The organism is Streptomyces sp. NPDC032161 (assembly GCF_040636995.1).
GTDB lineage: Bacteria > Actinomycetota > Actinomycetes > Streptomycetales > Streptomycetaceae > Streptomyces.
Window position 1 is genome coordinate 48,914 of the sequence record NZ_JBEZVN010000017.1, and the last position, 21,213, is coordinate 70,126.

17 protein-coding genes are annotated in these 21,213 nt (G+C 73.1%); 13 read left to right on the top strand and 4 right to left on the bottom strand.

Annotated elements, in window-relative coordinates; translation table 11 throughout:
- Window positions 1–39: 39 nt before the first annotated feature.
- The 4 genes from AB0E67_RS24635 to AB0E67_RS24650 all read right to left on the bottom strand — a co-directional run bounded on the left by AB0E67_RS24635 (window position 40) and on the right by AB0E67_RS24650 (window position 6,950).
- Window positions 40–2,172, bottom strand: coding sequence for an ATP-binding protein (locus tag AB0E67_RS24635; protein ID WP_362030542.1), 2,133 nt, complete (start codon window positions 2,170–2,172; stop codon window positions 40–42).
- Window positions 2,169–2,873 (bottom strand): DUF4255 domain-containing protein, encoded by a 705-nt coding sequence (locus AB0E67_RS24640; RefSeq protein WP_362030544.1) that lies wholly within the window; start codon window positions 2,871–2,873, stop codon window positions 2,169–2,171. Before AB0E67_RS24640 ends, AB0E67_RS24635 begins: the two co-directional genes overlap by 4 nt.
- Window positions 2,870–6,025: a hypothetical protein gene (locus tag AB0E67_RS24645; protein WP_362030546.1), complete on the bottom strand. Its 3,156-nt coding sequence runs from the start codon at window positions 6,023–6,025 to the stop codon at window positions 2,870–2,872. The genes AB0E67_RS24640 and AB0E67_RS24645 overlap by 4 nt, the downstream gene beginning before the upstream one ends.
- A 199-nt stretch (window positions 6,026–6,224) precedes the next feature.
- Window positions 6,225–6,950, bottom strand: coding sequence for a LuxR C-terminal-related transcriptional regulator (locus tag AB0E67_RS24650; RefSeq protein WP_362030548.1), 726 nt, complete (start codon window positions 6,948–6,950; stop codon window positions 6,225–6,227).
- 225 nt (window positions 6,951–7,175) lie between these two features.
- Between AB0E67_RS24650 and AB0E67_RS24655 the strand changes: the two genes are divergently transcribed.
- From AB0E67_RS24655 to AB0E67_RS24715, 13 genes are all read left to right on the top strand, one after another.
- Window positions 7,176–8,480, top strand: coding sequence for a hydrolytic protein (locus AB0E67_RS24655; RefSeq protein WP_362030636.1), 1,305 nt, complete (start codon window positions 7,176–7,178; stop codon window positions 8,478–8,480).
- A gap of 586 nt (window positions 8,481–9,066) precedes the next feature.
- A complete protein-coding gene (locus AB0E67_RS24660; RefSeq protein WP_362030550.1) occupies window positions 9,067–10,596 on the top strand; it encodes a phage tail sheath family protein in 1,530 nt (509 codons plus the stop codon).
- Between the two features lie 40 nt (window positions 10,597–10,636).
- Complete coding sequence (locus AB0E67_RS24665; RefSeq protein WP_073784156.1) at window positions 10,637–11,077, top strand: phage tail protein; 441 nt, start codon at window positions 10,637–10,639, stop codon at window positions 11,075–11,077.
- Window positions 11,074–11,568 (top strand): hypothetical protein, encoded by a 495-nt coding sequence (locus tag AB0E67_RS24670; RefSeq protein ID WP_351524923.1) that lies wholly within the window; start codon window positions 11,074–11,076, stop codon window positions 11,566–11,568. Before AB0E67_RS24665 ends, AB0E67_RS24670 begins: the two co-directional genes overlap by 4 nt.
- Complete coding sequence (locus tag AB0E67_RS24675; RefSeq protein ID WP_003966147.1) at window positions 11,565–11,723, top strand: DUF6760 family protein; 159 nt, start codon at window positions 11,565–11,567, stop codon at window positions 11,721–11,723. The genes AB0E67_RS24670 and AB0E67_RS24675 overlap by 4 nt, the downstream gene beginning before the upstream one ends.
- Before the next feature lie 2,590 nt (window positions 11,724–14,313).
- The gene (locus tag AB0E67_RS24680; protein WP_362030552.1) at window positions 14,314–14,838 is read left to right on the top strand and encodes a hypothetical protein; all 525 of its coding nucleotides are present in this window, start codon (window positions 14,314–14,316) and stop codon (window positions 14,836–14,838) included.
- Between the two features lie 54 nt (window positions 14,839–14,892).
- A complete protein-coding gene (locus AB0E67_RS24685; protein WP_362030554.1) occupies window positions 14,893–15,318 on the top strand; it encodes a phage tail protein in 426 nt (141 codons plus the stop codon).
- An 88-nt stretch (window positions 15,319–15,406) separates the two neighbouring features.
- Window positions 15,407–16,129, top strand: coding sequence for a LysM peptidoglycan-binding domain-containing protein (locus AB0E67_RS24690; RefSeq protein ID WP_073784148.1), 723 nt, complete (start codon window positions 15,407–15,409; stop codon window positions 16,127–16,129).
- Window positions 16,126–17,892, top strand: coding sequence for a VgrG-related protein (locus AB0E67_RS24695; protein WP_362030556.1), 1,767 nt, complete (start codon window positions 16,126–16,128; stop codon window positions 17,890–17,892). The genes AB0E67_RS24690 and AB0E67_RS24695 overlap by 4 nt, the downstream gene beginning before the upstream one ends.
- Before the next feature lie 60 nt (window positions 17,893–17,952).
- Complete coding sequence (locus tag AB0E67_RS24700) at window positions 17,953–18,270, top strand: PAAR domain-containing protein (RefSeq protein ID WP_073784144.1); 318 nt, start codon at window positions 17,953–17,955, stop codon at window positions 18,268–18,270.
- Entirely contained in the window at window positions 18,267–18,689 is a 423-nt protein-coding gene (locus AB0E67_RS24705; protein WP_073784142.1) for a GPW/gp25 family protein, read from the top strand. Before AB0E67_RS24700 ends, AB0E67_RS24705 begins: the two co-directional genes overlap by 4 nt.
- On the top strand, window positions 18,689–20,650 hold the full coding sequence (locus AB0E67_RS24710) for a putative baseplate assembly protein (protein WP_362030558.1): 1,962 nt from the start codon (window positions 18,689–18,691) through the stop codon (window positions 20,648–20,650). The genes AB0E67_RS24705 and AB0E67_RS24710 overlap by 1 nt, the downstream gene beginning before the upstream one ends.
- The gene (locus AB0E67_RS24715) at window positions 20,647–21,210 is read left to right on the top strand and encodes a phage tail protein (protein WP_362030560.1); all 564 of its coding nucleotides are present in this window, start codon (window positions 20,647–20,649) and stop codon (window positions 21,208–21,210) included. The genes AB0E67_RS24710 and AB0E67_RS24715 overlap by 4 nt, the downstream gene beginning before the upstream one ends.
- The last annotated feature ends 3 nt before the right edge of the window (window positions 21,211–21,213 follow it).

Here is a 21,213-nt window from a genome sequence, read left to right on the forward strand (position 1 = left end):
ACCAGGACAGTGCCTGTCGGCCGACGATGGTAGAGGAACCTACCCCGCGCCGCGCCCCTGCGTGCGGTCCAGCCAAGGGCCGAACTCGCTCTCCATGACCAGTCGACCGAGTTTGCGGTACTCCTGGAGCACCGCCGAGACGATCTGCTCCATGCCGAGCGGTCCACCCGATTCCGCCGTCTGATAGGCGGCCGTCACCGCGCAGGCGCGGATCGATCCTCCTGCCAGCTCGAAGCGCCGCGCGCAGAACTCCAGGTCGAGGTCCGCGTCGCGCGGGATCGCCGTTCCGAGGCAGCGGTCCCACAGGGCCAGGCGTTGCTGGGCGTCCGGCATGGGGAACTCCGCGATCACGTCGAGGCGGCGGGTGAAGGCCTCGTCGAGATTGGCCCGCAGGTTGGTGGTGAGCACCGCGATCCCGTCGAAGGACTCCATCCGCTGCAGGAGGTAGGCCGACTCCACGTTGGCATGGCGGTCCTGAGCGTCCTTGACCTGCGAGCGCTTGCCGAAGATGGCGTCCGCCTCGTCGAACAGCAGGATGCCGTTGACGTCCGCCGCCTCGACGAAGATTCTTTCGAGGTTCTTCTCGGTCTCGCCGATGTACTTGTCCACCACGATGGACAGGTCCACGACGTAGAGGTCCACGCCGAGCTCCGAGGCCACCACTTCGGCGGACATCGTCTTGCCGGTGCCCGACTCGCCGGCGAACAACGCGATGACCCCTCGTCCCCGGCCTCCGCCGGGCCGCATCCGCCATTGGCCGAGCACCTGCTCGCGGTGGCGTGCGCGCAGGGCGAGTTCGGACAGCTGCCGACGGGTCGCGGCGGGCAGGACGAGGTCGTCCCAGCCCACGGCCGGCTCGATGCGGCGGGCGAGCCGTTCGAGCCCCGCGCCGTTCTGGGCCCGGACCGCCCTGCGCAGGTCCCGCGGGTCCACCGGACGCTCCTGCGCGGCAGCCAGCCGGGAGGCGACGGTGGCGGCCCTGCGCAGCTGCTCGGAGTCGAGCCGGCAGGACGTGACGGCCGTCGCGAGTTCCTCGGCCGCCCGCACGTTCTCGGGAGGCAGCCCCACCGCGGCACCGGCCGCGGCGAGTGCCCGGCTCCACCGCCGCGCCGCGCCTGCGGGACCAGTGGGCAGGACAGGGACCGGAACGGGGCTCTCCCTGCTCCAGTGGGGGTCCCAGTCCTTCTTCCCGTACGCGACCAGCGGTGTGCCGCTGATCGCCGCGCAGAGGGTGCCGAGCAGTCCGGCTCCCTCGGGGCGTTCGGGCGCGAGCCCTTCGATCGGCCCGAGGACGACACCGCCGCCGCTCAGCCGGGCCTCGGCCGCCAGGGTCCGGACGAGCTCCGCCGGTTGCGGGACGCCGACGAGCGCCGCGACGTCGACCAGCAGCGGGCGCCGTCCCGCGGCGAGCAGCGCCCGCACGGCGAGTCCGCCGGGGTCGCCTCCCCGATCCAGCAGATGGACCAGGCCGCTGCCCGTGCCCAGTGCCGCCGCGACCAGCAGTGCCTCGGGCTCCGGGTCCGGATCGTCCTCCATGCCGGCCACCCGGACCAGTCCGCGCAGCCTCCCGTCGGGTTCGTCGTCGCCGAGCAGGTGGGCGGTGACCCGGTCCGGTACCCGCAGCACCCGGGAGAGCAGCGGACGGTCGGCCTCCAGGACCGTCAGCAGTCCGCCCGCGACCAGCGGGGCGGACGACGAGAACCGGAAGCGGCCGGAGCTCGCGGCGGGCAGCCCGCAGAGTTCGAGTGCCAGGCCGATGGTCGGCCTTCGTCGGGTGAGGTCGTCGTTGAGGTAGCCGTAGAGCCGCTCGAACCGGGCGTCGATGTCCGGCGCCATCGCGACCAGCAGCAGATCGACGTCCAGCGGCGTCAGGCCGAACTCCTCGGCCAGCCTGCCGATCCGGCTCCCGGGCGGCGAGTCCGGCCCGGGGCGGGACGCGTACTCCGGCACCGGCCCGAACGCGTCGCGGGCCGCCAGGATCCGTTCGGCACCCTCGGGGGTGAGGTACTGCCCCCGGTAGGGATCGTCCGCTTGCGGGTCGACGGCCCGCCGGGCCGCGACGGCGTTCCTGACCCGCTGCTCGACGTGGATCAACCGCTCCCAGAGTTCCTCGACGGCCGTCGGGGCGCCGGGCAGTTCACGGACGGTCCGGGTGTGCTGTGCCGTGGTCATCGAGCCGCGCTCCCGCGCCTGCGGCGTCCGGGCGGCAGTTGCCGTTCGCGTTCCGCTGCGAAACCCCGCTCACCGGGATCGGACGCCCCGTCGTAGCGCAGCCTGCGCCCAGGTTCCACGCCTTCGCCGTTCCGTGCGGGCGCGGCCCGCACCACCAGTCCTTCGGTGACCGGCGGGCCGGCGGACGTCCGTTCGCCTTCCAGCGGGGCCCACACCCGCAGGTCGATCGCGGCCTTGAGCTCGCCGCCGAGTGCGGACCACACGTCGGCGGTGGACTGCCGGTCGGCGCCCGAGCCCGCCGCCTCGATCTCCACGGTCAGACCCAGTTCGGCGAGGCTGCCGGTGAGCGTCCGGGCGGGCAGCGCCCTCGACCGTACGAGACAGCGCAACACCTCGGAGAGCAGCCGGTGTTCGTCCTGCGGACGGTTGGTCCAGGCGGTCACCAGATAGGTCAGCTCGAACCAGCGCGGCGGGGTGCGCCAGCCGACCACCATTCCCTCCTCGTCGTGCTCCTCGGCGGTGCCGGTGCGGCGCCGGGTCGCGTCCTCGCGGATGCCGTGCAGGAAGACGCTGACCGTGGGGGCGTTGCGCCGGGCGGCCCAGTCCTTCGTCGGCGCCTCGAAGACCAGGTCGACGCCGCTCTCCTGGAGACCCGCCTCGACCAGCAGCAGCCGGAGTCCCTCGTCGACTTCGTGGATCACCGGCGCCCCACCTCGTCCGGCGGCACGATGGCGCCGACGACCACCAGGAACGGTGTGGTGGCCGGGCTGAACCCGGGTCCCGTGGCGGTGATGGTGCGCGGTCCCGTCCGGTCCTTCACCAGGATCAGCAGCTGCGCGATGAACGTGCCGTCCGCGCGCGGGACGGTGGGCGGCGCGGTGGCCGTGATCCCCGGTTTCCAGGTGAGCCTCACCGGGGCCCCCGGCGGGAAGTCCTTGCCCCGTACGGAGGTGACGAACCCCGGTTTGCCGACGGCGGGCACCGCGACGATGTGGGGCCGGAGAATGCGCAGCGGGGTCCTGGCGACGTTGTCGCGGGTGTCGGCGTCGGTACCGGTCGTGGTCAGCGTGCCGGTGATGGTCGTCCTCAGCGCCCGGTCGGGCGTGAGCACGACCCGGACCACCGTGGAGGCTCCCGGAGCCAGGTCGGGCAGTGTGCACACCCCGGCCGTGCAACCCGCCGGAAGCGGGCCCGCCGGGACGCGCGCGGGCAGGCCGAGCTTCAGCCGCAGGCCGGTGGCGAGGGCGTTCCGTCCGTTGCGCACGGTGTAGGTCACCACCACCCGGCCGCCGACGAACCCGGGGTTGGGCTGGGCCCGTACGACGACGCCGGGTCCCGCCTCGGGTTCCGGCGGCAGCGGAGGCGGGGGCGCGGGCGGCGTGGTCGTCGGGGTGGGGGTCGGGGTGGGTGCCGGCGCGTCCCGGACCGGGACGACGGTCGCGGTGGCGTTGTCCGTGGGGTTCGGGTCCACCACGGTGCCGGTGACCGACCAGCCGATCCGCTGGTCGCCCGTGGTCACCCCGGTCAGCCGGACGGTGACGTCCACGCTCTCGCCGGGCCGGAGCACGCCCAGGTCGCACTGCGGCGACCCGGTGGAGCAAGTACCGGCGGGGGTGGTGATCCTGTCCAGCCGCACGCCGGACGGCGGGTCGGCGGTGAAGACGGTGCCGGGCGCGGGCGCGGGGCCCCGGTTGGTGACGGTGACCGTCACCTCCCCGAAGGAGCCGACCTCCACCGCGGAGCCGGTGGGCGGCGCGGTCAGTGCCAGGTCGACCGACTGCTGGAACGCGGGCTCCTTCTGACGCCCGGCGAGTCCGTTCGTCAGCGGCTTCAGGTCGCCGCTTTCGAGGTCGAGCACCTTCAGCCGCTCCCGGGAGTTCGCCTCGACCGTCCGGCGCGAACTCAGCACCAGCCGCCGTGCGTCCGGCGACCAGGCCACGTCGCGGGGCTGGAAGGGACCGCTCTGCGTGGTGTCGGGAAGCTCCTGCCTGCAGGCGTCGGGGTTGTCCCGCTGGGCGGACGGCAGCAGGACTCGGCACCCTTCTCCGGTGGGCGAGGTCACGAGGATTCCGTTGCGCTCGTTGATCCGGCCGCCGCCGTCCTTGCGGTTGAAGGCGATCCGGGTCCCGTCGGGGGAGAACGCCGGGCTGTCGTCGATGATCTTGCATTCACCGGGGCAGGCGGTGACGCTGAGGTCCCGCTGCTGGTCGAGCGCGTTCACCGGGACGGTCCAGACGTGTTTGATGCCGCCGAGTCCGCGGATCACGTGGTTGCGGGTGAAGGCGAGGGTGGAGCCGTCCGACGACCAGGCGGGCTGGGCGTCGCTGCCCGCCAGTTGCCCCTCCGGCGGAACGATCCTGCCGACGATCTCCCCGGTGGCGACGTCCGCGATCAGGATGCTGCTCGGCCCCGGCTTCCCGTCGACCCTGCCGGGCGAGGACCGAGTGAACGCCAGTCTGGTGCCGTCCGGGGAGAAGGCGGGGTCGGTGTCCCAGTCGCCCGGTCCGCGTCCGGCCAGCTTCATCGGAGCCGCGTTCGAGCCGTCGGCGTCGGCGAGCCAGATCTGTTCGGGGGGCCCGCCCTCGCCGTTGCCGAAGACGGTCACCACGATGCGCCGGCCGTCCGGTGTGTAGCTCTGCCTCTCGGTCCACGGGTCGTAGCCGTCCGCCGGATCGAACAGGGGGTCCTTGGCGGGGTCCTCGTTCGTGTCGGCCTCGGGGTCCTCCTTGAGGATGGTGAGTCCCAGGTCCCGCGGGTCCGAGCCGTCCTGCCTGGCGTCCTGGAGCGTCACGACGTGCGCCTTCTGGGTGGTCCGCCGGGTCACGACGACGGTCCCGGAGTCCATCGGACCGGTCCAGGTGGGTGATTCGACCTCACGGTCCTCGCCCAGCACCAGGCCGGGCTCGTTCTCGCCGAAGGAGGTCACCCGGTAGACGTGGTCGTAGTCCTTGCACCCGCAGGTCGTGTCGGGGCTGAGGAAGACCAGGTCGTTCCCGTCCGGCAGCCAGGCGGCGGAACGGGTGCGCCAGCCGGCCTGGACACCGGCCAGCAGGGGGCGGTCGTTCCCGAGGCCCTCGGTCACCCGGAGGCGGGGGCCGGTCTCCTCGTCCTCGGTGAGCGTGTACGCGACGCGGGCGCGACGGGTGTCGTCGTCCACCGGGTTCCACACCGGTTCGGTCGCGTCGCCGCGCGGCCCGTCGCTGATCCGGGTCGCCGGGCCGCCGGACACGGCCCGTTCGTATACCTGTCGGCCCCTCAGGAGGTCGCCGTCCGCGGAGTACGCGATCCGGGTGCCGTCCGGGGAGAACGTCGGATGGGTCTCGTCGGTGTCCGATTCCGTCAGCCGTCGCAGGCCGGATCCGTCGACCCCCACCGTCCACAGGTCGTGCTGGACCCTGCCGCCGGGCCCCCGCTCCGCGGAGTCGAACACCACGGTCCGCCCGTCCGGGGAGAGTTCGGGGTGGGCGGCGTCACGGTCGGTGGTGAGTCTGCGCACCGTTCCGCCGGCCTCGCGCACGTACACCTGCGGGCGCGCCGTGTCGCGCAGGCTGGTGAAGACCAGTGACCCGCCGCGCGCGGAGGGGTCCTGGTCGTAGTGGGTCGGTCCGGTGCCGAACAGCGGGGCGCTGGTGCCGGTGTCCGACGGGGAGACCCGGCCGAGGCTGCGGTGCCCGGTACCGGCGAAGGCGATCCGGCCGGCGTCCGCCGGGGCTTCGTCCGCCGCGGCGGCGACTCTCGGCGCACCCTGCGGAGCGGATGCGGAGCCCGCGACCAGAAGCGGTGCCAACAGCACCACCACGCCCGCCAGTCGGTGCAGCCGGGTCTGCCTCGCCGGGCCAGCAGTGCCGGTCACGGCCCACCTCACAGTCTGTTTGATGACGCTCCCCTCACCAGCATCCCGCGCACTCGCGGCCGGGAACAGGCCCCGAGTACCCGGATCGGGGGAAGGAGCCGCTGCCCTTTGCGTCCCTCTCTCCGGCTCCGGGAACGCGGGCGTGCTCCCGTGCGGCGGCGTCGGCCACGCCGTCCGCACGGGAGGCACGAGGCGTGACTCAGATGAGTCCGTGCCGCATGGCGTAGCCGACGGCGTGTGCCCGGTTGCGCAGTTCGAGCCGCGTCGCCATCTCGTGCAGCACGTTCTTGACGGTGCGTTCGGAGTACGAGGTCTTCTGCGCGATCTCCGCCGTGCCGAAGCCCTCCGACACCAGCCGGACCATCTCCGCCTCCCGTGCGGTGAGGGTGGAGAGCGAGAGCCCCCGGGGGTCGAGGACCGAGCGCTGGAGGCTGCTGACGTGGGCGAGGAGCTTTCCGAGCAGATCGCCCGGGAGTACGCCTTCGCCGTTGGCTATGGCCGTCACCAGGTGGACGAGACGGTCCTGGTCGGCCTCCCCGCGCCTGAGCACGGCGGCCACACCGCACTCGATCAGGGTCTGGAGCGCGCCCGACTCGAAGAATCCGACAACAAGTCCGGTGCGGGTCGCGGTGTTGCGCTGGAGGCGGGACAGGAGCCGGACGGTGGGCTCGTCCACCATGTCCACCACCACTAAGGAGACCTGGGCCCGGTCGGCCTCGGACTCCGCCGCCAGTTCTATCTCGGGACGCGGGCGCAACTGGTGGATCACGCCGGTCTGAAGGATCAGGTCCTCCGCGTACACCGCTACGGAGACCCTGCCCGGCGGGGCCTTCCTCGCGCTGCGCTGGGCGGCACGTTCCGAAGCGGTGGGCCTGCGGAACTGCCCTTGCGTCACCGCTGCGTCGTTCACGTCTGTCGTCGTCATCGTTCCGTGCTCGTCTTCCTCAGGTGCTACTGCTCGGTATGCCGGTTGCCTTGCCGTTCACGCCGGGTTCCGTCACGGGGACCTGGCCCGGGAGAGGGGTTCGGGGACACCGTGCCGTTGGGCCGCCGGGGCACAAGCCCTGCCCGTTCGTTGCCCTCGCGTCTCTGCTGTGCCACCGCGTCCGCGGCTTAACGTCGCATCGTGACCACATCTGCCGAATTCGAAATGTCCACGGTGACGGTGTCGCCCGGCGCCGAGGCGACGACGGCCCTGACCGTGCGCAACGACGGCGACATCGTCGAGGCCTACACGCTCGAAGTGGTCGGCGACTGCGCCGCGTGGAGCACCGTGGAGCCGGCGCGTGTCTCGCTCTATCCGGGCACTTCCGAGGTGGTGACCGTGCGGCTCGCGCCGCCCCGCTCCCCCGAGGTCCGGGCAGGAGAGACGCCCCTGGGGGTACGTGTCCTGCCCGCGGAGCGTCCCGAGTCGGTGGCGGTCCCCGAGGCCACGGTGGTCGTCGAGCCCTTCCATGAGCTCCGGGCCCAGTTGGACCCCCGTCGACGCCGCGGCTGGCTGGGCGCCCGGTTCCGGACCTCGGTGCAGAACAGGGGGAACACCCCGGTCGATGTCGCGCTCACGGGGACACAGGCCGGGGAGGAACTCCGTCTGGCCTTCTCCCCGGGCCAACAGCACCTGGAACCGGGCGAGTCCGCCGAGCTGGGCCTGCGGCTGCGGGCCCGGAAGCTGATCTGGTTCGGCGAGCCGGCCACCTGGCCGTTCGAGGTCGAGGCCGCCGAGAAGGAAGAAGGGGATGCCGAGGACGAGCAGCCCCGCCCGCCGGAGACGCTGTCCGGCGAGTTCGCTCAACTGCCCGTGTTCCCCAAATGGTTGCTGATCGTGCTGGCCGCGCTGCTCGCCCTGTTGCTCGCATGGTTCGCGCTGGTCCGGCCCGCGGTGCGGAGCACCGCGAAACAGGCGGTGACCGAGGCCGCGGAGAAGGAGAGGCCGGGCAACGGTCAGCAGGGCGCGACTTCGGCCGGCGGCTCGGGCGATCCGACCGGCGGTCAGGGGCAGGACGGAGGCCAGGAGCCCAATCCCGGCCAGTCCAACGGACCCGGCGGTTCCGGTTCGGGCGGTTCCGGCTCGACGACGGGCACCGGCGCCGGCGGCGACCAGCAGATATCGGAGACCATCGACGTCCAGACCGGGGCCGGGGCCGAGAAGAAGCGGACGTACCGGGTGCCCAGGGGGAAGGTGTTCGGCGTCACGGACATCGTGGTGGCGAACTTCCAGGGCGACGAAGGGGTGCTGACCATCACCTTCGGGAACCGGAAGATCACCACCATCGCCCTGGAGACCTTCCGCAATCAGGACTATCACTGGGTCACCCCCATCCAGATTCCGGAGAACGCCGCGGTCACCGCTTCCGTGACGTGCGACAAGCCGGGCACTCCAGCTACCGGAACCCAGGCATCCGGATGCCACCAGGTACTCAATGTCAGCGGCATACTGAGCGACCTCGCACCGTAGAACAAAGCGCCGGGCCTCCCACTTCCCCCCGTGCGGGACGAGAACAGCAGAAAATCCCACCCGGGGAAACCCGGCTTGCCGAGTGTCGGCGAAACCCATTCCCCGCACGTCCCGGTGATGCGGACGCGCGACACCCGCGAAACCACCACGGGCGATGAGCGTCCGGATTCCGTATGCCCACCGCTCCCTCCCGCCGTCTTCCGGGCGGGCGGCGCACAAGCGCCGGTACTGGTCCGCCGGGCTTCTCCGGCCGCGAGGAGCCCGGTCGGTCGACCGGTCCCGCGCGCTCCACTCTGGCCGATAGTGATCACCCCTCAACCGGGGTCCGACCGCGGGCCGCCCCGCCGACCGCGGAGGCGGGGGCGCCGTCGGACGACGTGGGGCACAGCCCCATGGGCCGAGGGAACCGCTTCGGGACGGGCCCGAGAGCCCGTCGCGCACGTCCGCGCGGGGAAGAATCCCCCGTCGCCCGGGTGCCTGGAAAGGCAGCGTCCTTGCCCCGTGCCCAGGACTCCGAGGCCTACTGCCCGCCGGGGCGGCCCGACAAGACTGGGCGTCGATCGGACGACCACCCGAAGGAGCGAGCATGCCGTCGTACCTCACCCCCGGCGTATACGTGGAGGAGGTGCAGTCCGGAGCACGGCCCATCGAGGGCGTCGGCACGGCGGTCGCAGCCTTCGTCGGCTTCGCGGAGACCGGCCCCTTCCACCGGCCGACGCTGGTGACCAGCTGGGACCAGTACGTCCAGACCTTCGGCACCTACGCGCCCGACACGTACCTGACGCTCGCGGTCCACGGATACTTCGCCAACGGCGGCGGCGCGGCCTACGTCGTGCGCGTGGGCGGCCCCGCTCAGGACTCGGCGGGCGGATCCGCCACCGCGGCGGCCGCCTCCGCCGCCCTCGGGGGCTTCCTGGTGTCCGCACGGCCCGGTACGAGTGGCGATCTCTCGGTGGAGGTCGCCGACGCCGAGGGGGAGAACCCTCCGGAGGACCGGTTCCGGCTGCTGGTGCGGCAGTCCGGCAAGGTGGTGGAGACCTTCGACGTCTCCATCCGCAAGAGTGTCAAGGGCTACCTGGTCACCCAGGCCCGCCAGTCCAAGCTGATCGAGGTCGTCGAGCAGCCCGGCACGGCCCAGAGCCGGCCCGAGAACCAGGTCCTCCCGCTCTCGCCCGCCGCTTCCGGCCCGGGGACCGGCGCCGTGCGCATCGGCCCGGCCGAGTTCGTCGGGGACGCGTCGGAGCGCACGGGGCTCGCGGGGCTCGAGGCGATCGACGAGATCACCATGGTCGCCGTGCCGGACCTGATGAGCGCCCACCAGCGCGGGGACATCGACGTCGAGGGCGTCAAGGCCGTTCAGCTCGCGCTGATCTCGCACTGCGAGCAGATGGGCGACCGGGTCGCCGTGCTGGACACTCCGCCGGGTATGAGCGCACAACGGGTCCGTACCTGGCGCAACGACGACACCGGGTTCGATTCGCGCTACGCGACCGTGTACTACCCGTGGATCAACGTCTTCGACCCGGCGGCCGGCCGCAACTCCCTGATGCCGCCGAGCGGTCATGTCGCCGGCGTGTGGGCGCGCAGCGACGGCGAGCGCGGCGTGCACAAGGCCCCCGCCAACGAGGTCATCCGCGGCGCGCTGGACCTGGAGATCCGTCTCAGCAAGGGCGAGCAGGACCTGCTGAACCCGATCGGCGTCAACTGCGTGCGCGCCTTCCCCGGCCGCGGCATCCGGATCTGGGGCGCCCGCACGCTCTCCTCCGACCCCGCCTGGCGCTACCTCAACGTGCGCCGCCTCTTCAACTACCTGGAGGAGTCGATCCTCCTGGGCACCCAGTGGGTGGTGTTCGAGCCGAACGACGACCGCCTGTGGTCGAGCATCCGGCGCAACGTGACCGCCTTCCTCACCGAGGAATGGCGCCGGGGCGCTCTCTTCGGCCGCACGGCCGAGGAGGCGTTCTACGTCAAGTGCGACCGCGACAACAATCCGCAGGAGTCGATCGACCTCGGTCAGGTCGTGTGCGAGATCGGCGTGGCGCCGGTGAAGCCGGCCGAGTTCGTGGTCTTCCGCCTCGCGCAGTTCTCCGACAGCACCAGCCTCGTCAACGAGTGACCCGAACAGGGTCCGCAAACGGAACAGGTGACACAGAGTCATGGCAGAGGGCGACGCTCTTTCCACCCACGTCTTCGGCGTGCAGCTCGGCGGCTATCTCGTCGAGTCGATCCAGGAGGTCAGCGGTCTGACCGTCGAGGAGGAAGTCGTCGAGGTCCGTCAGGTGACCGCCGAGGGCAAGCAGATCATCCGCAAGCAGCCCGGCGCACGCCAGGCGGGTGAGGTGACGATCACCCGCGGGATCGACAAGAGCAGCGAGTTCACCAACTGGATCAAGGAGACCCTCAACAAGGGGGCCGTCGACGCCGCGCGCCAGAACCTCACCATCGAGATCAAGGACTCGAAGGGCGACACGGTCCGACGCATCCAGCTGATGCAGGGGTGGGCCAGCAAGTGGGAGGGCCCGTCGTTGAAGGCCGGCGAGTCCAGCGCGGCCACCGAGACGGTCACCATCACCTTCGAGGAGATCGTGGTCGAATGAGGCGCAGGACCGTTACGTCGGGCGGGCTCGACGAAGTCCTCGACACCCTCGCCGCGGCCCCGTCCGCCGCGCGCGAGGAGGCCCCCGCGCCGCCTGCCGCGCGGGAACGGGAACGCCAGGACCTGCGCACGGAGTTCGAGTTCGAGCTGCCGCGCGGTTACGTCGACGACGAGGGCCAGGTGCACCGGCAGGGCTCGATGCGGCTCGCGACGGCACGGGACGAGCTGCGCCCGCAGATCGATCTGCGGGTGAAGGAGAACCCCGCGTACCTGAGCGTGGTGCTGCTGAGTCAGGTGATCACCCGGCTCGGCACCATCACCGATGTGCATGCCGGGGTGGTCGAGCGGATGTACGCCACCGACGTGGCGTTCCTGCAGGACTTCTACCGGCGGATCAACAGCGAGGGTCACACGCACGCCGCCGTGACGTGCCCGTTGTGTCACGGCTCGTTCGAGGTGGACCTCTCGGGTGGGCGCCTGGGGGAATCGTGACGTACGCGCTTCCCCGCCTGCGGGAGGAGATCGCGTACGTCGCCTACCACTTCCACTGGCAGCGTGAGGACATTCTCGACCTCACCCACGGCGAGCGTCAGCAGTGGGTCAGGGAGATAGCGCGGATCAACACCCGCGTCAACGAAGGCGGGTGATCGTATGGGGTTCGGCGACTGGTTCCGCCGAGCGGACCGCACGCGGTCCGACGCCCCCTCCCGGGGCGGGGACGAAGCCGGTGACGGGCCGACGACCGGGACCGGCCCGGGCGTCGGCCGGGCCGACGGGCGGGGCGGCGACTGGGACGGCGGCTGGCGGCAGGTCGCGCCGCCGGCGGTGACCGTGGCCCGGTCCTCGATCGGGGTGAGTGACGGGCTGCGGTTCAGGTCCGGCCTCGCCTCGTGGCAGAACGTCGCGTTCGGCGGCGAACTCGGCCACGCCGTGATGCCGTCCGCGCCGGTGGGTCTCATCCGCGGGGTCACCCGCCCCGCGGGCGCGCGTACGGTGTCCGACGGCGGACCGTTGCTCCTGCGCGCCGCCCGGCCCGCTACGGACGGGAGCGCCGAGCCCGCCGTGGACCTGCCGCCCGCGGCCGCCGGCCGGGGAACGACCGGTGCGAGGCGGGGCCCGGCGGCCGTCCAGCGGTCGAGCGCTCCGGTGCCTCCGGTCTCCTCCGTTCCTGGAACACCGGGACGGGCCGCTCGTGCGAGCGGCGCGACCGCCCCCGGGGCCACACCGGGGACGCCTCCGACGAAGAGTGCGGCATCGGCCGAAGGCCCGGGGCCTGCCCCGGCATCGGCATCGCAACGTGCCGAGAGCGCCGCACCGGCACCGGCCGCGCCCGAGCGCACCCGCCCCGCCGCGGTGCGCCCCCGGCGGACCGCTCCGCCGCTGATCGTCGCCCGGCGCCCGGCGATGCCGCTGCGGCACATCACCGGAATCCCGCCCGCTGCGGGATCCGCACCGTCCGCCCCCGTCACCGGCGACGGCGCCGTACAGCGGATCACGTCCGACCGTCCGGGCCGCCCCGGTGCGGATGCGCCCGTACCCGACACCGCACCCGCACCATCACCCGCACCGGGCGGCTCCGCCGGGCCTCCCGACGTCACGGCGGTGCGGCCCGCCCTGGGCAAGCCGCTGCGGGAACTGCCCTCCGGGGCCGTGCCCGCCGACCCGGCGGGGCGGGGCGGGGTCGTACCGTCCGGCCCGGCGGAAGGGCGCGGACCGGGCATGCCCGTACTCCAGCGGCAGACATCGCAGACATCGGACCCGGTGACCGCACGGGCGCCGGAGGCGACGGCACCACCCGCGCGCCCGCGGCCGTCCCCGCGTCCCGGCGCCGCGGAGCAGTCCCGCACGCCCCGGTCGTCCCCGTCCCTCCAGTCGGCACCGGCTCGGGAACGGGCTTCGTCCTCCGAGCGGGAACGGTCCCAGGAGCCCGCCGGGCACGAGCCGTCGAAGCCCTCGGGACCTGCCGGGGCGTCGACACCACCACCGCCCGGCGGGACCGGCTCGCCGAGGCGTACCCGCAGCGGGATCGGCGCCCCGCTCCCCTCGCTCCCCTCGACGGCCAGGCTCCGGGAGGACGCCCCCCTGCTCGGTGACCGCCGTCGGACGCACCCGGGGGCCATGGGACCAGGGCACGGCACGACGCCGGTGCGGGAGCCCTCGACTCCCCCGCCGTCCGCACCGGCCGGGCCCGTACGGACACCGACGCGGCCGGACGGGCCTTCCGGGATGCCCGCGCTGGCATCTCCCGCGTCCGGAGCTCCCACCTCGGCCGCACCGGGCCCGGCGGCCGTCCAGCGCGTGGCGGACCCCCGTACGCCCACGAACGCGTCCGCCACCGGATCCTCTCCCTCCACGCCCCGGACTCCCCCGGCTCCTCCGGTTCCTTCCGCTCCCGCCGTCCCGGTACGTGTCCGCAGGGTCGCTCCGGAGCGGGCGCCGACAGGCGCCCACGGACCCACCGTCGATACCGGGGGGCAGGCGCCCGTCGTCCAGCGGTCGCGCGCCCTGCTCCCGAGCAGGGCGCTGGAGGTCAGCACCGGCTCGGCCGAGGGCTTCTCGGCCCCGGTGACGACGGCGGGCGGCGGCACGGCCCGGCCGGTCGTGGCAGCCACGTGGCGTCGTGACGTGCCGCAGCCGGGGGCCGCCGTGCCGCCACCGGGACACGGGAGTGCGTCGCCCGGACAGCACCGGCCGTCGACCGGTGCGTCTCCCCGGCCTACGCCCCCTCACCCGCACACCGGTCCCGCCGCGCCCGTCCCGCCGCACCGGACCCACGTCGACGGCAGGAAGGCGGTACCCGAACCGCCGACGCGCGCGCGACGAACACCCGAAGGGCCGGGGCCCGGTGGAACCGTCCGGCGCTCGGTGTCCAAAAGCCCCGGGCCCGCTGCTTCTCGGAGCGGAGCGCCTTCGGGCCGGACGACGTCCGGTGGTCCCGCTCGCCACGCACCGGACGGCTCCGGGGCGGGGCCCGCGACCGGTGCCGGACGGACAGGTCGCGGGCCGTGGGGCGGCGGCTCCCTCCTGCGGCTCGTGCGTCGTTCGGCGGGTGGTGGACCGGCCACGCCGTCCCCGCTCGACCCCCACCCGCCGGCGCGGGAGCACGGGGAATCCCGCCCTGCCCGCGTTCCCGCTCCGCCGTCCCCGGCACCGCTCCCCGCACCGACTCTCCCGTACACGTCGCCGTTCTCCCCCGGAGCTTCGTCCGTACCGCACGCGTCGACGTCCCTCGCCAGGATGTCCGCGCCGTCCGCCACTCGGCCGGTTCCCGTGGTGCGGCCGCATCCGCCCGCGACGGGCGGCCCGGGACCGGCCGCCCCGGCCGTACAGCGGCTGGCGATGCCGGTGGTGTCCGAGTCCGCCGGACCCGCGTTCACCGGTCCGGCGCCCGGAGACGGTGCCGTACCGGGCGGGGCACCGGCCCTCTCGGTGCGGGTGCCGAAGTCACCGCGTCCCGCACCCGCTCCGGCCACCGCGCCGAACGGTCCGGGAGCCGCGGCGCGGGCCGTGCAGCGCGCGGCGGCCGAAGCCGGGATCACCGGTGTTCCGGTCAGGGCGGCCCCGGTGAAGCCCGCCGGTCCGTCGGCGAGGACCGGACCGGCCGACCCGCCCGGGGCGGCGGCTCCGGCCGCGCAGCGGGTGACCGGCGCGGAGATCGAGGAACTGGCACGTCGCCTGATCGATCCGGTGAGCCGCCTGATCCGCGCGGACCTGCGCCGGGGCCGGGAACGCACCGGCCGGTTGTACGACGGCCGCCGCTGACAACGCTCCCGCCCGGCAACGCACTCGGAAACAGCAGAGAAGAAGAAAAAGCACATGACGGACAACATCTTCGCGACGAGCGTGTTCTTCAAGCTGGTGATCGGAGGCAACGACCTGGGTGCCTTCCACACCTGCTCGGGCCTGGGTGCCGAGGTGGAGCTGGAGCAGTACGCCGAGGGCGGCAACAACGGCTTCACCTGGCAGTTGCCGGGGCGGATCACCTGGACCAACATCACACTGACCCGCCCGGTCACCACCGACACGCTCAAGATCGCGCGGTGGCTGAACGACACGATCCAGCGTGTCGAGCGCAAGGACGGCGAGATCGTCGCGCTCCGCCCCGACCTCAGCCGCATCATCAGCTGGCAGGTACAGGGCATCGTGCCGGTGCGCTGGCGGGGCCCCTCCTTCGATCCCGCCAGCTCCCAGCCGGCGATCGAGACGCTGGAGATCGCGCACGAGGGATTGGAGCCCTCCTGAGCGTTCACCGGTGCGCCTGCGGACACCAGCGGTCCGTCGCACGTGAAGTCCCGTTCGTCACACGCGAAGTCCCGGAAGGAGGAACGCGATGTCACCCGTCGCCCGCACGAGTCGTGCTCGCGCCCAGCTGACCATCATGGAGCCGCCGGCGGAGGTCGGCGCCAAGCCGGGCGGGAGGATCGCCCAGCTCACCTTGCAGTTCAACCCGGCGCGGCTGTCGCTGAACAAGAGCACCGAATGGCGGCGCACGCCGTCCCGGATGGCCGAGCAGTCCGCGCTGCCCGAGTTCGTGGGCAGCGGACCCCGGACGCTGTCCATGGAGGTCTTCCTCGACGCCACGGCCACCCATGACAACTCGGTGGAGAAGGCGGTGGAGCAGCTGATGCTGGCGTGTGCGCCCACCCCGAACAGCCTGGCCCGCAAGACGCCGGCCAGCCCCTGGGTGCGCTTCGACTGGGGAACGTCCCGGACGACCTCGTTCGACGGTGTGATGTCCAGCCTGTCCATCTCGTACACGCTCTTCGACGTCGACGGGAAGCCGCTGCGCGCCACCTGTTCCCTCTCGATCGAGGAGGCGAGCAGCGAGACGCCCGGCCAGAACCCGACCTCGGGCTCGCGGGAGGCGCGGCGCACCCATCGGGTCGTCGTCGGTGACAGTCTGCCGCTGCTCGCCTGGCGGGAGTACGGCGACGCCACCGCGTGGCGCACGATCGCCCACGCCAACGACATCGACGACCCGATGCAGTTGGTCCCCGGCCGGGAGCTGGTCGTACCCGGCCTGGAGGCCCCCGCCGCGGAGGGCGGCCGGTGACCGCCCCCGGCCGCTCCTTCGCCGCCGATCCGATCGTCGAGGCCCCCGGTGAGCTGCCCCCTGTCTGGGCGGCCCAGTTGGTGAGCTGCGTGGTCGACGAGAACGTCGGCCTGCCGGACACCGCCGTGCTGACGTACCGGGACCCCGATCACAAGCTGCTCACCGCCACCGGACTCACCATCGGCACCCCGTTGAACATATCCGTGGTCACCGTGCAGGAACGGGCGCGCGAGCGGCTGTTCACCGGCGAGGTCACGGCGGTCGAGCTGGACAGCGACACCACTGGTTCGTTCACGGTCGTCCGGGCCTTCTCCAAGGCCCACCGGCTGCAGCGCGGGCGGAAGGTGGTGGCCTACCGCAACATGAGGACCGCGGACATCGTCCGCAAGGTGGCCGCGGGCGCCGGCCTCGCCTGCGGAAGGATCGAGGCCGCCCCCGTCACGTACAAGCAGCTGACCCAGCCCAACATCTCCGACTGGGAGTTCCTCCAGTACCTCGCGGGCGAGAGCGGCGCACACGTACGGGTGGACGACCGGGGCCTGTTGCAGTTCGTGAAGCCGAAGCCCGCCGCTTCGGCGCCCTCGCCCGACACCTCCGCCGCCCGGAACCCGATGGTTCTCGAGTACGGGCGCAATCTGCTGGCCCTGCGGGCCGTGCTGACCGGCGCGGACGGGGCGCACGACGTGGAGGTGCGCGGCTGGGACGTGGAGACCAAGTCGCGGCTGGTGGCCCGTGAGCAGTCCGTGCGCAGCGACACGGTGTCCCCCGGGATGAGTCCTGCGCGGGCGGCCGGCGCGTTCGGGTCGGGCACCCGGCTGACGGTCGCCGACACCCCGTACCGGACCCAGGCCGAGGCCACGGCCGTCGCCGGTTCCCTGGCCTCGTCGGTGAGCTCCGGTTTCGGGGAGATCGAAGCGGTCGCCGAGGGGAACCCCCATCTGCGGGCCGGTGAGCCGGTGGCGCTCGGCAACGTCGGGCCCGCGTTCTCCGGCCGCTACACGGCGACCGCCGCGCACCACGTCCTGGAGCCGAACGGCGGCTACCGCACGACCGTGCTGGTGAGCGCCGCTCCCGACCGCTCCCTGGCGGGACTGGCCGGTGGCGCGAACGCGCCCGCGCGCGGTCCGCGCATACCGGGCCTCGCGATCGGCGTGGTCACCGACATCCGCGAGGGCAGGGGCGAACGGGGCTGGGTCCGGCTGAAGTTCCCCTGGCTCGACGACGCCTACGTGTCCGACTGGGTCCGTACGGTGCAGTGGGGCGGCCAGGGCGGCGGCGGTGTGTTCAGTCCCGAGGTCAACGACGAGGTGCTGGTCGGATTCGAGCAGGGCCTGCTGGACAGCCCCTACGTGCTGGGCGGCCTCTACAACGGGGTCGACAAGCCGTCGCCCCACGACGTGCCGCTGGTCGACCCGACCAGCGGCAAGGTCAACCGCCGTTCGCTGGTGTCCCGTTCCGGGCACCGGCTGGAGCTTCTGGACAGCCCGCGCGGACCGTCCGGTGTCCGGCTGGCCAGCGGTGACAAACGGCTCGACGTCACGCTGGACGAGCGGCGGAACGAGATCGCGCTGAAGGTGTTCGCCCCGGGCGGCACCCGGGTGCTGAGCTCCGTGACCCTTTCCGCGTCCGGCATCACGCTCGACGCCGGCACGGGTGAGGTGAACGTGAGGGGGAGGTCGGTGACCGTCAACGGCAGGACGGGGGTCACCGTCGACGGGGGCCTGCTCGCCGTCCTCAAGGCCAAGCTCATCCGGATCAACTGAAGCCCCGACGAGGCCCGTTACGGCGGCCGAAGTCCTTTCGCAGCTAGGAGAACAGCGACCATGCCCCCTGCAGCCCGGACGGGCGACTCCACCGTTCACGGCGGCCTCATCGGCACCCCGCCGCCGGGTGCCGCGGCCGTGGCCACCGTGCTGATCGGCGGCAGACCGGCGGCCGTCGTCGGCAGCCTGCACGTGTGCGTGGTCCCCCCGCACGCCGCGCTCGGGCCCGGGAACGTCATCATGCCCAACCCCGCCTCCGCACTCACCGGTCAGGTGCTGATCGGCGGGCTGCCGGCCGCCCGCATGCGGGACACCACCAGTTGCGGCGCGCAGATCGTCAGCGGCGCGTTCAACGTGCTGATCGGAGGTCCGGTGTGAGCGGCGGTTTCATCGGGCGCGGCTGGGGCTTCCCGTTGCGGGTCGGTCCCACGGGCGGCATCGGCATGGTCGAGCGGGACCAGGAGATCGAGGAGGCGATCGGGCTGATCCTCGGCACGGCGCCGGGCGAGCGGCCGATGCGGCCGGAGTTCGGCTGCGGCATCCACGACTACGTCTTCGCCCCCGGCGACGGCGCCACCGCGGGCCGCATCGCGCGCGAGGTCCGCACGTCGCTGGAGCGCTGGGAGCCACGTATCGAGGTGACCGACGTGGTGATCGCGTTCGACGCCGTCGAGGAGGGCACCTTGTACATCGACGTGCACTACACCGTGCGCGCCACGAACGACCTGCGCAACCTCGTCTTCCCCTTCTACACCATCCCCTCCTCCGAGGGCTCCGAGGAAGCGGGGGTGCGCTGATGGCCCTGCCCTCGCCCAACCTGGACGACCGGCGCTTCCAGCAACTCGTCGACGAGGCCAAGCGGTACGTCCAGCAGCGCACCCCCGAGTGGACCGACCACAACGTGTCGGACCCCGGGGTCACGCTCATCGAGACGTTCGCGTACATGGTCGACCAGTTGCTGTACCGGCTGAACCGGGTGCCGGACAAGAACTACTCGGCCTTCCTCGATCTGCTCGGCGTCACGCTGTTCCCGCCGACGGCGGCGCGGGCGGAGGTCGACTTCTGGCTGTCGGCCCCGCAACCGGAGACCGTGCTGCTCCCGGCGGGCACGGAGGTCGCGACCTCGCGCGGCGAGGCCGAGGAGGCGGTGGTGTTCTCCCTGCCCGACGACCTTCCCATCGTGCCGAGTTCGCTGGTCCGGCTGGTCACCGCGCCGGTGTCGGGCGAGCAGACCGACCGCACCTCACCGCTGGGTGCGGGCCAGGACGTCCCGTGCTTCCAGGCCCGGCCGGAGCCGGGCGACGCCGTGCTGTTCGGGCTGCCGACCGCCGTTCCCCGGTGCATCGTCGCGGTACGCCTGGACAGCCGGGTGGAGGGCGTGGGCGTCGACCCGCGCCAGCCGCCGCTGGTGTGGGAGGCGTGGGACGGTGCCCGCTGGGTGACGTGCCGGACCGGCACCGACAGCACCGGCGGGCTGAACAGGCCCGGCGAGGTCACCGTGTTCGTCCCCGCCGGGCACACCACGTCGGTGGCCGCGGGGACCCGGGCGGGGTGGCTGCGCTGCCGGGTCACCGCGCCGGAGCCGGGCCAGCCGTTCTACTCCGAGTCGCCGACGATCCGGGAGGCCGAGGCGTTCACCGTCGGCGGCACCGCGGACGTGGAGCACGCGGAGACCGTCCTGGACGTTCCGCTCGGCGTCTCCGAGGGCGTCGCCGGGCAGCGGTTCTCCGTGAGCAGGGCCCCGCTGCTGCTGGACGGGGAGCCGCCGGTGGTCCAGGTGTCCTCCGCGGAGGGCTGGCAGGTGTGGACCGCCGTGGAGCACTTCGGCGTCTCCCGGCCGGACGACCGTCACGTGCGGATCGACGCCGTCACCGGCGAGTTCGCGTTCCCGCCCGAGGTGCGCGAGCCCGACGGGACGATGCGCGCCTGCGGCGCCGTGCCCGAGAAGGGCGCACAGCTGCGGGTCCCCCGTTACCGGACGGGCGGTGGCGCGGCCGGGAACGTCGCCCGGGGCGCCATCAATGTGCTGCGCAGCTCGGTGCCGTACGTGGCGAGCGTGAACAATCGCGAGGCGGCCCGGGGCGGGGTCGACGGCGAGACGGTGGAGAACGCGAAGGTCCGGGCGCCCCACATCCTCCGGGTGCAGGAGCGGGCGGTCACGGCCGCGGATCACGAGATGATCGCCCGCGAGGCCGCTCCCTCGCTGCGCAGGGTCCGGTGCCTGCCCGCCGCCGCGGGCGAGGGCGGTGCGGTGCGGGTCCTGGTGGTCCCCGACGCGGTCCCCGACGAGGGCGGAAACCTGCGGTTCGAGCAGCTGATCCCGGCGGACTCGGTGCTCTCGGCGGTCGCGGCGCGGCTCGACGAACGGCGGCTGGTCGGGACCCGGCTGGTGGTGGAGCCGCCCGCGTACCAGGGCGTCACCGTGGTCGCCAGGCTGGTGGCGTCCGGTGGGGACGTGGACCGGGTCCGCACGGAGGCGCTCGCGGCACTGTTCCGCCACATCGACCCCCTGCGGGGCGGGGCGGACGGCGCGGGGTGGCCGTTCGGCAGGCCGGTGCAGTACGGCGAGGTCTTCGCGGTGCTCCAGAACGTGCCGGGAGTGGGCCTGGTCGAGGAGGTGCGGCTGTTCCCGGCGGACCCGATCACCGGCCGGCGCGGGGCGGCGCAGGAGCGGATCGACGTCGCCGCGGGTGCCCTGGTCTTCTCGCACCAGCACCAGGTCGTGGTCGCCGCGGGCGGGCACGGTGAGGGCTCATGACCAGGGCCGCGGTACCGGGGCTCGCCAGCCGCTACCCGATCGGCGGGATGCTGCCCGCGCTGTACGCGGACGACGACCTGGCCCAGCGGTTCACCGCGGGCCTGGACACCGTGCTGGCCCCCGTCCTGTCCACCCTGGACAACCTTCCCGCCTACTTCGACCCGGCTCTCGCCCCGGCCGACTTCCTGCCCTGGCTGGCGTCGTGGGTGGGCGCCGATTTCGATCCGGAACTGCCGCTGGAACTGCGGCGGGCCGTCGTCGCCCGGGCCGTCGAGCTGCACCGGTGGCGTGGCACCCGTCGGGGCCTGATCGAACAGCTCCGGCTCTGCTTCGGCGTCCACGCCGACATCCGTGACGGCGGAGGCGTCGGATGGTCGTCGGAGCCGGGAACCGCGTTGCCCCCGGCGCCGACCGGCGAACTTCTGGTGCGGGTCTGGGCGCCGCACGGGGGCCGGGTGGACGCGAACCGTGTCCTGGACGTCGTCGCGGCGTCGTGCCCCGTACACCTCACGTGCCGGGTGGAGATCCTGCCGGGCCCGCCAGAAGAGACAGGAGACTGACGC

What these genes read in the sequence shown, in the direction of transcription:
- AB0E67_RS24635 (WP_362030542.1), bottom strand. Translation starts at nt 2,172, where the DNA reads ATGACCACGGCACAGCACACCCGGACCGTCCGTGAACTGCCCGGCGCC.
- AB0E67_RS24650 (WP_362030548.1), bottom strand. Translation starts at nt 6,950, where the DNA reads ATGACGACGACAGACGTGAACGACGCAGCGGTGACGCAAGGGCAGTTC.
- AB0E67_RS24655 (WP_362030636.1), top strand. Translation starts at nt 7,176, where the DNA reads ATGTCCACGGTGACGGTGTCGCCCGGCGCCGAGGCGACGACGGCCCTG.
- AB0E67_RS24660 (WP_362030550.1), top strand. Translation starts at nt 9,067, where the DNA reads ATGCCGTCGTACCTCACCCCCGGCGTATACGTGGAGGAGGTGCAGTCC.
- AB0E67_RS24665 (WP_073784156.1), top strand. Translation starts at nt 10,637, where the DNA reads ATGGCAGAGGGCGACGCTCTTTCCACCCACGTCTTCGGCGTGCAGCTC.
- AB0E67_RS24670 (WP_351524923.1), top strand. Translation starts at nt 11,074, where the DNA reads ATGAGGCGCAGGACCGTTACGTCGGGCGGGCTCGACGAAGTCCTCGAC.
- AB0E67_RS24680 (WP_362030552.1), top strand. Translation starts at nt 14,314, where the DNA reads ATGTCCGCGCCGTCCGCCACTCGGCCGGTTCCCGTGGTGCGGCCGCAT.
- AB0E67_RS24685 (WP_362030554.1), top strand. Translation starts at nt 14,893, where the DNA reads ATGACGGACAACATCTTCGCGACGAGCGTGTTCTTCAAGCTGGTGATC.
- AB0E67_RS24690 (WP_073784148.1), top strand. Translation starts at nt 15,407, where the DNA reads ATGTCACCCGTCGCCCGCACGAGTCGTGCTCGCGCCCAGCTGACCATC.
- AB0E67_RS24700 (WP_073784144.1), top strand. Translation starts at nt 17,953, where the DNA reads ATGCCCCCTGCAGCCCGGACGGGCGACTCCACCGTTCACGGCGGCCTC.
- AB0E67_RS24710 (WP_362030558.1), top strand. Translation starts at nt 18,689, where the DNA reads ATGGCCCTGCCCTCGCCCAACCTGGACGACCGGCGCTTCCAGCAACTC.
- AB0E67_RS24715 (WP_362030560.1), top strand. Translation starts at nt 20,647, where the DNA reads ATGACCAGGGCCGCGGTACCGGGGCTCGCCAGCCGCTACCCGATCGGC.